This is a genomic window from Treponema vincentii (genome assembly GCF_018336815.1).
Taxonomy (GTDB): domain Bacteria; phylum Spirochaetota; class Spirochaetia; order Treponematales; family Treponemataceae; genus Treponema.
Window position 1 is genome coordinate 421,519 of the sequence record NZ_CP050497.1, and the last position, 16,198, is coordinate 437,716.

At 45.9% G+C, this 16,198-nt stretch carries 13 protein-coding genes; 10 read left to right on the top strand and 3 right to left on the bottom strand.

The annotated features are described in order from the left end of the window. The first annotated feature begins 8 nt into the window (after positions 1-8). The 7 genes from lsrK (at position 9) to GWP40_RS13220 (ending at position 8,052) form a co-directional block, all read left to right on the top strand. Entirely contained in the window at positions 9-1,583 is a 1,575-nt protein-coding gene (lsrK, locus tag GWP40_RS02000; RefSeq protein ID WP_212565840.1) for an autoinducer-2 kinase, read from the top strand. A gap of 183 nt (positions 1,584-1,766) precedes the next feature. Further along, positions 1,767-2,120, top strand: coding sequence for a cupin domain-containing protein (locus GWP40_RS02005; protein WP_212565841.1), 354 nt, complete (start codon positions 1,767-1,769; stop codon positions 2,118-2,120). 39 nt (positions 2,121-2,159) lie between these two features. Then, on the top strand, positions 2,160-3,935 hold the full coding sequence (locus tag GWP40_RS02010) for a hypothetical protein (protein WP_212565842.1): 1,776 nt from the start codon (positions 2,160-2,162) through the stop codon (positions 3,933-3,935). A 272-nt stretch (positions 3,936-4,207) separates the two neighbouring features. Then, the gene (locus tag GWP40_RS02015) at positions 4,208-5,512 is read left to right on the top strand and encodes an ABC transporter substrate-binding protein (protein ID WP_212566509.1); all 1,305 of its coding nucleotides are present in this window, start codon (positions 4,208-4,210) and stop codon (positions 5,510-5,512) included. Positions 5,513-5,762: 250 nt separating this feature from the next. Beyond that, positions 5,763-6,698, top strand: coding sequence for a carbohydrate ABC transporter permease (locus GWP40_RS02020; protein ID WP_212565843.1), 936 nt, complete (start codon positions 5,763-5,765; stop codon positions 6,696-6,698). Between the two features lie 31 nt (positions 6,699-6,729). Further along, the gene (locus GWP40_RS02025; protein ID WP_016522500.1) at positions 6,730-7,578 is read left to right on the top strand and encodes a carbohydrate ABC transporter permease; all 849 of its coding nucleotides are present in this window, start codon (positions 6,730-6,732) and stop codon (positions 7,576-7,578) included. A gap of 351 nt (positions 7,579-7,929) precedes the next feature. Further along, positions 7,930-8,052, top strand: a complete 123-nt coding sequence (locus GWP40_RS13220; protein ID WP_269140249.1) for a hypothetical protein — start codon at positions 7,930-7,932, stop codon at positions 8,050-8,052. 360 nt (positions 8,053-8,412) lie between these two features. Here the strand turns inward: GWP40_RS13220 and GWP40_RS02030 are convergent, their stop codons facing one another. Both GWP40_RS02030 and GWP40_RS13545 read right to left on the bottom strand, forming a co-directional pair. After that, a complete protein-coding gene (locus tag GWP40_RS02030; RefSeq protein WP_212565844.1) occupies positions 8,413-8,733 on the bottom strand; it encodes a hypothetical protein in 321 nt (106 codons plus the stop codon). Further along, a complete protein-coding gene (locus GWP40_RS13545; protein WP_371922017.1) occupies positions 8,679-8,816 on the bottom strand; it encodes a transposase in 138 nt (45 codons plus the stop codon). Before GWP40_RS13545 ends, GWP40_RS02030 begins: the two co-directional genes overlap by 55 nt. A 316-nt stretch (positions 8,817-9,132) precedes the next feature. Between GWP40_RS13545 and GWP40_RS02040 the strand changes: the two genes are divergently transcribed. Both GWP40_RS02040 and GWP40_RS12560 read left to right on the top strand, forming a co-directional pair. Continuing rightward, complete coding sequence (locus tag GWP40_RS02040) at positions 9,133-12,006, top strand: UvrD-helicase domain-containing protein (RefSeq protein ID WP_230974541.1); 2,874 nt, start codon at positions 9,133-9,135, stop codon at positions 12,004-12,006. Positions 12,007-12,161: 155 nt separating this feature from the next. Continuing rightward, positions 12,162-12,632 (top strand): PD-(D/E)XK nuclease family protein, encoded by a 471-nt coding sequence (locus GWP40_RS12560; protein WP_230974542.1) that lies wholly within the window; start codon positions 12,162-12,164, stop codon positions 12,630-12,632. 89 nt (positions 12,633-12,721) lie between these two features. On the opposite strand, the gene GWP40_RS02045 is transcribed toward GWP40_RS12560, so the two are convergent. Next, the gene (locus GWP40_RS02045; protein WP_212565846.1) at positions 12,722-14,818 is read right to left on the bottom strand and encodes a methyl-accepting chemotaxis protein; all 2,097 of its coding nucleotides are present in this window, start codon (positions 14,816-14,818) and stop codon (positions 12,722-12,724) included. 159 nt (positions 14,819-14,977) lie between these two features. Here GWP40_RS02045 and GWP40_RS02050 point away from each other — a divergent pair, with 159 nt between their 5' ends. Next, a complete protein-coding gene (locus GWP40_RS02050) occupies positions 14,978-16,114 on the top strand; it encodes a YibE/F family protein (protein WP_212565847.1) in 1,137 nt (378 codons plus the stop codon). Positions 16,115-16,198 lie beyond the last annotated feature (84 nt).

A 16,198-nucleotide genomic window follows, 5' to 3' on the forward strand; every position in this document is an offset into this window, starting at 1 on the left:
AGATAATTATGAGTGAAAAGTATTTGATGGCTATAGATGCCGGTACGGGGAGTGTTCGCGCTGTCATTTTTGATGTAAAAGGAAATCAAATCGAATGCGTGCAGCAAGAATGGGAACATCTTGAAGATCCGAAATATCCCGGGAGTATGAACTTCGATTGGGGAAAAAATTGGGACTATGCGCGCCGCTGTATCGCCGGGGTAATGGAAAAATCACACATCAACAATGCCGACATCGTTGCCGTTTCGACAACTTGTATGCGCGAAGGGATTATCTTATACGATAAGACAGGAAAAGAAATCTGGGCATGTGCCAATGTCGATGCGCGTAGTACCGACGAAGTGGTACAGCTTAAAAAAAAGTCGCTCTCCCTTGAACATGAACTCTACCTTGAGACCGGACAAACGTATTCGCTCAGTGCGTTGCCGCGTATCCTTTGGGTAAAAAATAATTTGCCGGAAGTATATGAGAACATTGCTTCTATCGGTATGTTTAACGACTGGCTCATCTATAAAATGAGCGGGAAACTGGTTGTGGAACCGAGTAACGGCTCTACAAGCGGGCTTTTTTCATTGACAAAGCGGACATGGGATAAAACGATTGCAGAGCGTTGCGGTCTTAAAAGCGATATCTTCCCGCCGGTACAGGAATGCGGTACGCTCGTTTCCCACGTCAGCAAAGAGGGCGCTAAAGAAACCGGATTGAAAGAAGGAACCCCTATTATTGTCGGCGGCGGAGATGCTCAGCTCGGCACAATCGGAGTCGGCGTAACGGAAGCGAACGAAGCGGCTGTTTTCGGCGGGACATTTTGGCAATATGAATATAACACCGCAAGCGGAAGCATATCGGACGACTGCGATATACGGGTGAACTGCCATGTACAGCCGAACCTTTGGCAGTATGAAGCGCTTGCATTTAAGCCCGGCCTGATGATGCGCTGGTATCGCGACGGATTTTGTACTGAAGAACAAAAAGAAGCTGCCGCGCAAGGTAAAGATGTCTATGCGCTGATGGATGAACGCGCCGAAAAAATCCCGGTCGGTTCGAACGGTATGTTCTGCACATTTAGCGATGTTATGAATTTTTCTGCATGGCGCCATGCAGCCCCTACGTTTACGAACTTCACCTTTGAAGCGGAGCTGTTCAATAAATATACCTTTTATCGTTCCATCCTCGAAAGCACTGCGCTGATCACTTACGGTCATATGCAACTCGTTGCATCAAAAGGCGGCGGAATGCCGTCCGCGGTAACGTTCGGCGGCGGAGCTGCGAAGAGCCGGTTGTGGGCGCAAATCGTATGCGATGCACTCGGTGTTCCATTGCGCATACCGGTCGTAAAAGAAGCAACCGCGCTTGGGGCGGCAATGCTTGCGGCGACAGGTGTCGGTATATACGGCAGCATAAAAGAAGCGGCGGCGGCGATGGTGAAAATCGAAACGACACTACAGCCGAATATGGAACATCATAAAAAATACATGGAAATGTATAAAATATGGCGGAATATATACGATGCCCAACTCGATTTGAGCGATCGTGGCATCACGCAGTACATGTGGGTTGCGCCGGGCATTACCGGAAAATAGACGGGAACTTCTAAAAACTTCAGGTTTTAGAAGTTTTCTTTAGATGTAACTTGCGATGTTTTAATTTAAGTCATTATATTATAAAGACTTAAATTAAAACTCGACGGGCACCTCTATTCCGAAGGATGCGAAGCAAATCTAACCGAGTTTTTAGAGGTGCCCAGAGCATAATAGGAGAATAATATGTTTATAGTAGATGAAAAGGATAAAGAGTATCGTTTTCAGGATCACGGGCCGAAGTATTTGATGAAAGGCCCTCGAATGAATTTTGCGATAGTGCAGTTTCAACCGGGACAGGATTTTAGAGCGCATTATCACGACATAATGGAAGAAAATTTTTATATCCTTGAAGGTGAGGTAGATATTGTTGTCGATAACGTCGTGCATCATCTGACAAAGGGACAATTCATCCATATTGAACCTAAGGAAGTTCATTATGTTATCAATCGATCAAATGCCGTGATGCGCATGGTGTCGACGCTTGCTCCTTATCAAGACAACGATAAGATTGAGGTGGATAATCCCGTCATTAATTGAAGAGTTTTAAATTAGAAAAATTTTATGGAGGAGGTATATATGAATAAGTGGAAGAAACAGGGAATCCGACTGATATTTACAGCGGCATTCATCGCAATTCTCGCATCTTGCGTATCGACCCGCGCTACAGTACTGACTGATCGTGTTCGTGTCATTCGAAATCAGGAAGACATGAACGCACTGCTTGGTTTTAACGGCGGGTGGTCGGCAAACAGTACCATCGGTTTTTTGAACGGTGATATCCGCGAATGGAAAGCGGCCGATACGGGTTTGCCGTTTGACGGTGTCGTCATCGAACGCGGTGCAGACGTCAAAGTGTGCGTACCCGGTAAAGTTATATCTTACGGACAAAAAACACTTTTCGTTCCGGCAGGAAAATTTATTAAAGTAAAATCGGGGGCAAAGCTTCAAATATGGAGCGGAAAAACCGTCAATGATTTCGATACGTTTCATTTTATCGTCGGCGGTACCGGAACAAGCAATCCTGAAGTGTCGCAAAAAGCAAATGACACGGCCGCGACAAGTGTTTTAAACGATACGTTCAATCATGCGATCGATGTCGATAAGGGTGGTACGCTCATACTCGGTTCAAACAATGCAAACGCAAACGATTCAGCAGTTCTCTGGCTTGCAGACGGCAGATCCGTCGGAGCAGATGGGAATCCGAGTCCGTACGCGGGTTCAATCCGCATTGACGGTGATCTCCAAATTTCATGCGGTGCCGGTGCAGGCGTTGCCAAAATCCGCACGGTACGAAATCTCAGAGGCGGCGGTTCGACGTTGATAGGACAAGGTAGATTGTACATTCACGGATTAAATAAAATACACGGAAACGCAATCTTTGCAATCAACGAATTCGACCGCGGAGAGTATTCCGACGGTATGGATTGGATCGACGAACCGTTTATTAAACTCGGTACGATCGAAATCGTTGCAGAAGGAATTGAAGGCATCTACAATCCCGATGGCACTGTCGACGGAAGCCCCGGTTATAGAAACAACGCGACGGCAGGCTTTTACTACGTCGCTCCAAGCGGTACAATCGATGTCGATCATATGATCGTAAAATGCAATAACAAGGGAACGACAGCGGATGCAACCGTTGCATTGGCGAATTTTAATACCGCACGCGGTATTCTCGGCGGTAAAGTAACGGAGACAGGACCGAAAGCTCGCTTGGGCAATGTATATGTCTACAATGCAGCCGAAAAAGACAAAGACGGTCCGCTTTCCGCGATATACACCGTGCAAGGTGTTTTCGAGGCGACTGTCGACGGCAAGGTAAAAGTGGAATGTCCGAACAGAGGAGCCGCTGCAATCGTCGCGACAGGGCATAATCGATGGACGGGTGCGGAAAAAACAATTTCGAGGATGGGTTCGGTAGAAGTGACTGCAAAAGGAAAAAACGCATTTTTTCAAAGTGCAGCCTTTGATGGCTTCGGCACCTATGTAAAAGGTGATGTCAAAATCAGCGGATACAATGACGGAAAAATTGCTCCGTTTATCGGCGCGGTACCGCCGGGACCCGATATGGGAAAAGGCGGCAAGCCCGGTATTGCTCCTGAGGCAGAAGACGTACGCAATGAACAGTTTATCGTTCAAGGTGGTATCGTCGATATAGGCGGAAAAGTATCGGTTGAAAATACGAATAAAAATTTCTACGTTCTCGTAAGCAACGAAAAAGGCGCGACGACGACGGTAGGTTCTCTGTCAATCAACGGAACGCCTATCAGTGCAAATGAAAATGCATCGTCAATCGGAGTAACGGGGCAATCTCGCTTTATAAACGAAGGTACATTTACGATTAAACAGTAATCCGCGCATAGAACGAATACTTTAACGCTAACGGCCGTGCATAACGCGCGGCCGTTTTTTTTATTCGTGCGGTATCTCCTTGGTAGAAATGTTGCTTAATCTATTTTGCCTAACCGGTCCCGCTTAGGCAAGGGGGATACCATCTCTCTTCTCTGTCCACAATGTCTTGTTTTTCTAATTGACCTTTCAGCGATAGTGTGAGAAAATAGAAAAGATGTTCTCATCGTAACAAACCAAATCTACAGATGAGGGTCAGAAGGAGTATGAAACCTATGTTAAAAAAATTGGTTAGCATTCTGTCTGCAGGGCTGATGATTGCGGCTCTTATGTCGTGTGCGCAGGAAAAAAAGGAAGAGGGGCCTATCACGCTTCATTATTGGACGCATGAAGATCCCGCCCGTACCGAGCTTGAAACAAAGCTGATCGCCGAATTTGAAAAGGATAACCCGAATATCAAAGTAGAGCGGACAACTCAGGGCGCTGCAAAGCTGATTGAGCTGGTACAGACCGCTTTTGCAGCTAATCAGGGACCGGATATTTTTAATTTGTCTATCGAAGATGAATATTCTTACGTTGCGAATGGCAGAGTTGCTCCGGTCGATCCCAAAGCTGCCGGTTATGCGGATCAGGCTGCTATCTATGACAGCTATTTGCCGGAAATCCTCAATGCGGTAACGAAAGACGGAAAAGTATACGGTTTGCCGCTTGAAATTACCAACTGGTGTATCTATATCAATAAGAAAATTTTCCGCGATGCCGGTTTGGATCCCGAAAAAGATTATCCCAAAACATGGGAGGATATGGTTGCCGTTTCCGAAAAATTGGTTATCCGCGACGGTGATATTCTGGTACGCAGAGGGTTCGATTTCCGCTATCCGTATTATCTTGTTGCCTTTGTTCCGATGGTGGAACAGCTCGGCGGTCAACTGATCAGCGATGATGGCAAAACAGCGATTGTCGGGGATGAAGCATGGATCAAGTTCCTTACCTTTATGCGCGATTGGGGACCCTCCGGAAAGAACCTCGGTTCTCCTACCTACAAGAGCGCACGTAACCTGTTCAACAAAGACAATAACGATATTGCAATGGCAACGACCGGTTTATACCAGCAGGGACGAATCCGCAAGGATAATCCCGACTTCTATAATAGTGGTGAATGGATGGTTGTTCCGTTCCCTCAATTTAAAGACGCAGTTAAAGAAGTTCCCGCTTGCTATTACGGACATTTCTTAATGGTTAACAACGATATTTCCAAGGCGAAGCAGGAGGCTGCATGGAAGCTCATCGGCTTTTTACTCAAGCACGGGGAAGATTATCTGCGGGAAGGCGGTAACATTATCCAGCCCACCAAGGCCCTGCTCGAATCGCAAACACTCAAAGATATGCCGTATTCCGATGTGTTTATCAACGATATGAACAAAGGTCACATGGTGTACTACGGAGCGAACAGTGCAGAGCTGCAAACAGCAATCCGCTCGGCAGTTGAATCGGTTATGCTGTCCGGCGTAGCTCCCGAAAAAGCGCTGGATTCTTTGCGGGCAACGGCGCAAGAAATTCTTGACGAAGAAAACAAATAGTTAAAACAGTCATTAACAGCCTCTAAAAAACGGTGTTTTTAGAGGCTGTTTTATTCGTGCGGAGGGTTTAATACCCCGACGCTTGCGTCGTAACAAAGGGTATTAAAGCCGACTGCAACCACCTTATAGAACATACCGTGCGAAACATTGAGCACGGTACCTGACGCTTGCGTCGGGGTTGTTGATTAAATCTGTTCGACAACGAAACTATTGAACAGGTCTAGTATTCATCGGTAAAGGAAAAGCGGTTATGTCTAACTCAAAAAAGAGCGGCGGTATCGAAAAAAAAATCGCACGGTGGGGTGTTATCTTCGTTACTCCCGCGGTGTTGTTTTTTACGGTATTCAGTTTTTATCCTATTATAAATGCGTTCATCGAAAGTTTTTTCGATAAGCGTGTACTCAGCAATATCCCCCCTAAGTTTGTAGGTCTACAAAATTATTTCTATATTTTTGACGCTTCCCGATACGATAATCCGATGTCATTCTTAAATTCACTGCGTGCAACAGTTGTTTTTACATTGGGAACATTTATACCGCTTGTGATATTAAGTCTCTTGTTTGCGGTGCTTATCAGCTCATTGCAGCGGAACAGTTTAAAAAAAGTTTTTCAGATAGCCTATTATACGCCTGCTATTCTATCGTCGGTTGTCGCCGCTGCTATTTGGCTGCTTATTTTTGACCCTCGCGGATTGGGAAATTACTGGATTAATAAACTCCTTTCCACGCCCGGCGTTGACCATCAATGGTTGCTAAACAGTACGATGCTTCAACTTTCTACAATGATTGTATATTTTTGGAAGTATATCGGATACTTTGTTATTCTTTTTATTACCGGTCTTTCGACCATCCCTCCGGTAGTATACGAAGCAGCTTTAATCGATGGTGCAAATAGATTCCAAGTCTTTTGGTCGATTACGCTACCGCTCCTGAAACCGACGGTCGTATTGGTTTCAATTATGGCGATGCTGCAGTGTTTAAAAACGTTCAGCACCCAATATCTTTTTACCCAGAACGGAGCCTCGCTCGGACCGATTAACGTTATCACGTTGAATATCTATCAAACTGGTATTAAGTTACAGCGGATTGGTCGTGCAAGTGCAATGAGTATCGTATTATTTTTGATCATGCTCTTTTTAACATGGCTACAATTCCGCTCGTCAAAGCCCGACGAGACGGATTATTAAGAGAGCGCCGCAAGATGCATAGGAGTTAAATATGAAACAATCTATGACGACAGGAGTGCTTTCGGTTATCAAAATAGTATTATTGCTGGCGCTTGCTGCTTTTACCGTAATGCCGCTTATTTTTATGTTGACCGCTTCATTTATGTCGGGAAAAGAGATTATGCAGATGCCGTATAAATGGATACCCGACAGCTGGCAGTATGTCAACTTTATAACAGCAATTAAAGGCAATGACGGCAATTACATTTACGTTCGGAATATTATCAACTCGTTTATCGTGGCAATTAGCGTATCATTTACCACGGTTCTGCTCGCATCCATCACCGGTTATGGACTGGCTAAATTCAGATTCCGCGGACGGAACCTCATCTTTATGCTGATTATGGCAACGATGATGATTCCGTTTGAAGCTATTATGATACCGCTGTACATGATTGCGACTAAGCTGCATATCCAAAATACATACACAGGTCTGATATTGCCCTTTATGGTGAGCGCATTCGGTATTTTTATGATGCGCCAATACCTTATTACCTTTCCGAATGAGTTTTTGGATGCAGCGCGTGTGGACGGTATGCATGAGTTTTCCATCTATTCGCATATCGTACTGCCGAATTGTAAACCTGTTATTGCAACGCTCGCAATCCTTTCGTTTAGAACGCAGTGGGATAACCTGCTGTGGCCGTTACTGGTTTCTCAGTCCGATACGATGAAAACCATCCCGCAGTATATCACCTCGTTTACGGCAGAACGGAGCACCGACGAAGGTGCAATGATGGCCGCTGCCGTTATTGCCAGCATTCCGATGATGTTGATCTTCTTCGGACTTTCCAAATACTTTATTGGGGGGTCGGTTGTATACGAATCCCGCAAAGGCTAACCACCTTTTGAAATATACGGGGCATCTACTTCGTTGCTGCGCACAAATTAATCCTCAACGTATCAAAGATACGCCTGCGGTTAATTTGTGCTCGCGCCTCGTACCTGCCCCGTCTATTTTCAAAAGGCTTACGGCAAAAGCTTTTCAGAACCGCCAAGGATGGCGGGGGTATGAAGCAGAAACGAATTTAGACGTAAGGCTAAATTCGTAGCTAACGAATGTACATGGACGTACATTCGTTAGCGTGCCTGCGGGTGTTATTCGCTCTGCGCCTTGTATCCGGTACCACTATTTTCAAAAGCGCTGGAAAGGCGGCACATCTGCGCCAAAACTATACATCCGTGTATAGTTTTGGCGCGAGTTTCGGCAGAAGCCGAAACATCGCTTCCGGTTATCACGAGCGGCATCCGTGCCGCTACTGACAATCCTCAACGTATCAGTACCGCCATGGACGGCGGTGGTTGTGAGCAGTAGCAAGTTTTTCGTTAGAAAAACTTGTCGTTAAAAAACGTACACGGATGTACGTTTTTTAACAGTCTATTTCAAAAGGCTTACGGAAAGGGGCATCTACTGTGCCACTATTTTCAAAAGCGCTGGAGATACGACGCATCTACGGCGTTGCTCGTTCAGCGAAGTACGTCCGTGTACTTCGCTGAACACAAGTTTGACCAGTGTCAAACTTGTTTCTGCTTAATACGCGCGGCATCCGTGCCGCTGTTGAGCGATGTACGTCCGAGTATATCGCTCAACGACAGGGGCTGTCCCAAAAGTTTTGTTTTATTACCAATTGTATAGTCCCTGCTTCACAGAACTAACTGTATTTTTCTTTTCGCGTCAGTAACTCTTTCTCAAGTGCTTTCTTCGCTTTCTCCGGTTTTTTTTAACCGTCTTTGCTTTTTTTTCACTGTTTTCTGCCAACGCTTCAAGCTTGTCGTTTATCTTTTGCGCAACCACTTTGATCTCTTCACTCGTAACCGTTGCTCCTTCTCCAAGCTCCTGTAAATCTTTATCTCCATATATCTCATTTTCTTGTTCGGCAATCGTGTTAATTTCTTTTATCAACTCTTTTACTTTCTCATCAAGTTTCTTTTCGTACTTTTCTACCGAGCCTTTCCACACAAACGTATATTTATTCGCTGCACTTTTTCTCGGCATTGCTTGGCAATCTGCCGCGACGAATAGCAACCGGTAAGGTAGCAGTATATCAATACTTTTAACAGCATCTGCGGCACCGCCATGAGTCGGTGATAACCTTACTATATAATTGACAGAATATACCGCATATCCTACACTGACTCCATAAGCTTCTCACAGATATAGATTCAATTTATTTAATGAGTGATTGAGGATTATGGAATGCTTAATTAAGAATAGTGGCGTGCCGGTTTACGCATTCGCGAAAACCGTCGGGCTTTCCGCTTGTAGCTTTTTGCCATTACTGAAAAGTTCCGGGCAGTGTTATTACGTTTCGCTTCATAAACTGCTGCTGCTTAAACCAACGGCAAAAAAACTATCGCTGCAATCCCTCACGCAAAGAACACACGGGCAGAAACCATGATAGACATTTGCAAAGATTTAAACGAACATCAAAAACAGGCGGTAAAAACGGATGAAAATGCCGTTGTGGCGGCGGGCGCCGGTTCGGGCAAGACAAAGGTGCTGGCAAGCCGCTATGTGTACCTGATTACCGAAAAAAACTATCAGGTTGAAAATATCCTTGCCCTCACCTTTACGGACAAGGCGGCGGCGGAAATGCACCGGCGTATTTATCGGGAGCTGCAAAAGATGTATGCGGGAACCGATGATGCGGTACAGCGGAACCGCGCCGGCGCTGCATTGGATTCTTTTTTTAAGGCGCAAATTATGACTATCGATGCATTCTGTCATAAGATTGCCGTAACCGCATGCCGACGCTTCGGTATCAGTCCGGATTTCACTATCGATCTTACCGAATCGAAACGGCTCGCCTATAACCTTTCGCTGGATTTTTTCCTTGAACACCGCGCGGACACAAACCTGCAATATCTACTCGGCGATAAACCGATTACCGATTTTATCAACGACTTCTTTGTCAAAATATTAAACGATTACGTTACGGTCTCCCGCCCGATTGATTTTTCTGAGGCCTTGCAGAATCAGCTGACCGCTGCCGAACCATTATTTACCGGCTATCGCAAACAAGCCGAACGCATTCTCGGAGATATTGCCGCTCATCTTGAAGGAAACGATAACTACATCAGCGCAGTAAAAGAAGCATACGTGCAACTCCCTGAATTCCCGCTTACGCTGCAAGACCCGCAGAGCCCTGTCTTTCTTGAACGGCTGAAAGCGATTTGCAGCGTTAAAAAAACGATGGGTTCAAAAAAGGATGAGGACGTAAAAGCGTGCAAGGCGCTCTGCGGTGAACTGAGCGGAAGCTCCGGCCGCTTGCAAAGTCTGTATCATTTTTATGCACACAAAGAGCAGATGCAAAAGATATACGCGCTTTGCAGTATTTTGCAGGAACGGTTCATTGCCGAAAAAAAGCGGAGGAGCATACTGCATTTCGGCGACATTGCTCAGCTTGCCGTTGACGCGCTCATCACCGATCCCGACTTGCGGCTCTTTTATAAAAAACAAACCCATCGAATTATGATCGATGAATTTCAAGATAATAACAGCCTTCAGCGCGACCTCTTGTTTCTGCTTGCGGAAAAAGAAGAACGTACCGACCAATCGATACCGAAGCCGGATGAGCTGGTGCCGGATAAACTTTTCTTTGTCGGGGACGAAAAACAATCGATCTATGCGTTTCGGGGCGCCGATGTTTCGGTGTTCCGCACGCTGTCACAGGACTTACGGCAAGGAGGCGGTTCCGCTTCTATTAACTTGCAAACAAATTACCGCACTGAACCGGAACTGCTCAACTTTTTTAACAGCATATTTATGCGGGTCTTTTATTCGGAAACCAATCGACCCCTTATCGGCACCGTGCCTGCGTTTGAAGCGGAATTTATTCCCATCCTCAGCAGAGAGGCGGTTCCCCATTTAGCGCCTCAGACGGATATTTTATTTATCGACAAAAAACGCTTTCCGAAGGGCGCCGACACCGATACCGCTTTTCTCAAACCGATTGAATGCGAGGCGTATACACTTGCGCAAAAAATAGCCGCGCTCCATGACGAACACTACCTTGTATACGATGACGCCTCACAGTCTACCCGTCCCTGTACATGGTCGGATTTTGCCGTGCTGCTGCGCGCTTCGACGCATCAAGCAGTCTACGAACGGTTTTTCCGTGCATTTAAAATCCCGTACATTTCCGTACAGCAAAAAGGATTGTTCCACGACGCGCCGCTCAACGATATCTGCGCCTTGCTCCGCCTAGCGGTGTACCCGCATGACAGAGCCGTGTATGCCCAAGTACTCCGCTCGCCGTTTGTCCACCTCAGCGACCGCTCTTTTACCCGATTGATGCTGCACAGCCTTGAGCATGCCCCCCAACCTTTTACTCCCTCCGCTGCCGAAGAACTGGATACGGAAGACCGGCAGTATTTCTTAAATGCCTGCGCCCTTTTTGAGCGGCTCCAAGGCTCTATCAAAAAAAAGAGTAATGCCGAATTGATTACCGCACTGTGGTATGACGAAGGGTACCGGTACATATTGCTTACGGAGCCGCGCTACCACCGCTATCTGGAACTATACGACTACCTGTTTGCGCTTGCGGTAAAAGCGGATGCCACGGGGCAGAGTCTTTCGGCTTTTATCGACACACTGATTTCGTATATTCACGCGGAAGAGCGGGTCGAAGATATGGAAATTCCGCTCGAACACGGCGGCGACGCGGTTAAAATTATGACGGTACATAAGAGCAAGGGCTTGGAGTTCCCGATTGTCTGTATTCCCGACTGCGGCAATGCGGGAAAGTCTGAAAAAAAGGAAGGCATGGTCTTTTTGCACAAGGATTTAGGGCCGGTTATCCATTTGCCGCCGGAAACAAAAAACGATCCTTCCGTCAATATCTTTTTTGAGGAACTGCGGCAGGAAGCGAATGCTAAACACCTCGCCGAAACAAAGCGGCTCCTTTACGTCGCCGTTACGCGGGCTAAGGTTCGGCTGCTGATGAGCGGTGTGCAGGAAACCGACGGCGATATTGAGGAACTATCGGAAACGCCCCGAACTTTGGACGAAATCCGCCAACAGCTTGTACAACCTCAGAAGGAAGAAAATAACCGAAGTTTTTTTCAGCTCTTATTACCGGCGCTATCCGGAGATATCAACTGCGTACATTTTACGGAAGTGTTACCGCTCCCCGCCTCGACCGTACAGTACACCGCAGAAGACCGGCAGCACTTCAATCTTGATAAAACCCGTGCCCTATACCGACAGGCTGCGGAAAAAAAACTTTCCACTTGCGGAACCGCGCGTCATACCGGCAACTCAATTTGAAAAAGACCGGCAGTGGCTCCGGTTAAGCGAAGCACCGCTTGCAATGCTTCAAAGTAAGGAAGCGCAAAGTATGGAATATTCACAAACGATGGCTCAATCTAAAACTATGAAACATACCGAATTAAATGAACATATCGAGCAGGGCGACAATACCGGTGAAAAGGACGGCGATGAGCTTTCCTCCACCGAGTTCGGAACCTTGGTGCACAAAGCGATGGAAGCCCGCTTTTTTAGACCGCCCGTGTACACTGCCTGCAAAGTACGCCCGGGAAGTGGAAAAACTGTGCACCGCTTTTCTTTCTTCTCCGCTGGGACAAAAGGCGGCAGAGGCTTCATTCAGAAAGACCGAATACGGCTTTTTAACCCTCTACGAAGGGAAGCTCGTCATAGGGCAAATCGATTTGCTTTTTGAATACGAAGATACCGCGTATATCATCGATTATAAAACCGATCAAAAAATCTATCCTGAACAACATCGAAGGCAGCTTTTAATCTACAAAGCTGCCGTAGAAAATTTTTATAAAATGGAAGGGTTCGGTCAAGCCCCCGGCGGACAACAGTCGCCCAAATCGGTTAAAGCCTATATTTTCTATCTCCGCAGCAAGACCGCCGTAGAGGTAGTGTAGGGCTAGCATCCGTCTTGTTATTATAATAAAAGCAAGACGACAGAAGCGTAATGCATTATCAGTGTTTCCTTAGATTCTTAGGATAACCCCTAATGAGTTTTAAACTTATTCACTTCTTCTACTAGATTATCGATACTCTGTTTGTTTTTTTGCGTAATCTCGTTTACTTCCTGCATGGTATTGTTAATCTGCATCGCGCCCGCCGCCATTTCGTTCATGCTGTCAGTTATGATGCGGGTAAGATTATCAAGCTTTCGCATTTCCTGAGCGACCCCTTCACCGCCTTTCAGCATTTCTTCGGAGCCGGCTTGTACTTCCGCTGTTACCGTGTTGATGTTTTTAATAGCGGTTAAAACTTCTTTGCTGCCATGCTCCTGTTCCTTCATCGATTCCGTTAGGCTGGCGCTCATTTCTTTAACTTGCTGAGCAAGGTTGAATATTGCATTGAACTTATCTTCTACCGTCTTTGATGAAGCGGAAAGCGTTTCTATTTCCGCTGAGAGCATTTTTAAGGTTGCGGTAATTGTCTTTCCTTGTGTTGCGGAATCTTCAGCAAGCTTGCGAATTTCATCGGCGACGACAGCAAAGCCTTTTCCAGCCTCTCCTGCATGCGCTGCTTCGATAGCAGCATTCATTGCGAGTAAGTTGGTTTGCGATGCAATGTGCTGAATAACGCTCGAAGCTTCTATCAGTGAACCTGATTCTTCCGCAATCTTCTGAGTTACGGTATTTGATGTTACAAGTGTTGCTTTGCCGTCGCCTGTCGCTGTTGTAAGGTCTTTAATAGCGTTGTCGGTTTTAGCAAGCGTCTGTGTGATGGAGGCAATATTTGCGACCATTTCTTCGATAGAGGACGAAGACTGAGCAACACTCGCTGCCTGCATTTCAATACCTGTATTCAATTGTTTGATAGTGCGAACAATTTCTTCAACGGTTGCAGCGGTTTCAGTAACGCTTGCTGCTTGAGTCATTGCCTGTTGTTTTACGCTGTCGATATTCGTACTGATTTGATGCACCGCGCTCGCCGTTTCGGTCATATTGGTAGAGAGCTCGTTTCCGATTTCTTCCATTTCATTGCAATTTACGCCTATCGATTTGATCGCGTTTCTTATTTTTGCAATCGTCTCATTAAAATATTCGGATAAGTCTGTTACCTCATCATTCCCCGTTACAGGAAGGTTTATGGTTAAATCACCTTCTCCCTGTGCGATGTTTTTTAAAGCCGAAACCGTTCGTTTAACCGGTTTTATCATTCCTCGGGCTACTAAATAGACAATGATAACAGATCCTGCAAAAATACCAAATCCGATTAAAATCAGACTGAGCCGGAGTGTATTGACGGTTTCCATAAATTCGTGTACGGGCGCACATACAATAGTAGTCCATGCGGCTGATTTCAGTTTCGTATAAGCTGCAATTTTAGGAACCCCTTCGTACTCATAATAGCCGATGCCGGGTTGCGAAGAAGCGATAGCATTCCGTTCAAATCTTCCGCAAGAATCTAATTCCATATTGCTCTGTCCTTCCTGACTGGGATTGAGCATACTTGTTACTGCATCAATATCCTGATCGGCAATCGTTGCTCCCGTCGGCCCTATGATGTAGCAATTGCCGCTTTTGCCGATGGTAATATCTTTGATATTATCTCTGAACCATAGACCGGAAATATCGGCTGATAAAACACCCGTGATGCGTTGCTCCTCATCATAAAGCGGAATCGAAAACGTACTGATCAACTTTTGAGTTGTTTTTGAAATCAGTAAGTCGGAAACAAAATGTTCCCCTTTCATTGAAGCTTTAAACCATGCCCTGTCGCTTACATTTACCGTGCCGCTTTTTGCATAACAAATACCTGCGGTATCGCTGATGTTGAGTTCTTCTATTATATCGTTGCTCATTGTATTTTTCTGCAGTTGTTCTATTTTTTCTTGATAGGAAGCGGTTGAATCATACAGTATTGGGATATGAGATAACCCTTCTAAAAATTGAAAAAAAGCACTGATTTTTGCGTCGATAATTTCCGCTTCATCCAAAGCTTTATCGACAAGCTGCACTTCCAATTTTTCAATTACGGCTTTCCGTGCAAAGCCGATTGCCAGTGCACCTTCCGTCAGCGAGGCAGCTGCAATTAAAAGCCCGAAAATGATAATCAACTTATTGCTGATTGAAAAACGTTTTTTTACCATGCTCTGTATCCTGCTTTAAATAATTTTGAGTTGAGCGGTATGTATATCATATTTTATATCTTTTGAAAATAGGGAGAAAACTATAGGGAGAAAACTATTGACATAGAGAAAAAATGTTGACGGGTGGGGGAATCTCGCGATATAATTCTACCATAGAGTATGCAAGAAAAAGTATTTGCAGGGACAGTGCTGGTGATTACAGCGCTTCTCTGTTTCGGTATGCCGAAAATTTCAAATAAACTCAAGCCGGAATCTCCGTTTATCCAAGAGTTTGCTGAGGGGATTGTGATGGAGATTTTGGAAGAAGACCTTTCTCCCGATCCTGTCGTGCAAGGCAGATATCGCGGTACGCAAAAACTTCGCGTTAAAATTCTCGAAGGGAAATATAAAAACCAAGTATTTGAAGTGTATAACACGCTGAGCAGCTTGCACAGCAATTTTGCCTATAGGGGCTTAAAGGCGGTGTTCACGCTGCGGGAGAGCGGCGGGAAAACGGCCGTGTGGCTCTATAACCTCAAACGCGACATCTATGTTTTTGTGCTGGTGGGGTTGTTCTTTGCTGCACTGATTCTCCTCGGTAGGGGACAGGGCTTAAAATCCGCACTTGGACTCATTTTTACCTGTGTGCTCATCGTTACCGTACTGATCCCCGCCCTGTTTGCAGGGTTCCCGCCCGTGCCGGTTTCTATCGGGCTTGTTTCCGTTATGACCATCGTCAGCTTTATTTTGATAGGCGGCTTTACGCGCAAAACCTATACGGCCATCGCAGGCACCGTCGCCGGCATTACCATTGCGGGCATTATCTCGGTAATCGTGTCCTTCGCGGCGCAGCTTTCCGGCGTTAATATGGAAGGCGGCGAGCAGCTACTCAACTTAGCGCCCGACTACAATCTCAAGCTGGATGGGCTATTGTTCACCTCAATTTTGATTGCCTCGCTCGGCGCCGTGATGGATGTCAGCATGTCGATTGCGTCTTCCATGCAGGAAATTTTAGCCGCCAATCCGCGCCTCACTAAAAAAGAGCTGTTTCAGTCTGGGCTGACGGTGGGTAAAGATATTACCGGCACGATGAGTAACACGCTCATTTTAGCCTTTGCCGGCTCGTCGCTGCCGCTGGTGATGATGATTTGGGGCTACGGCATGAGTTTTACGCAGTTTATCAATATACCGCGCATCGTCATAGAAATTATGCACGGCATTTCCGGCAGCATCGGCATTATCGCCGCGGTTCCGTGTACGGCGTTGGTTGCGCTTTTTATACTGCGGATACCGGCTGCAAATGAAATGAGAAAATAGGCGGATAATATCCGTTCTATAGATAAGAAGGAAGTTCCTGCAGCCCAATGTAGTTGTGGTGGACTTGCTTAAAAAATGTGAAGG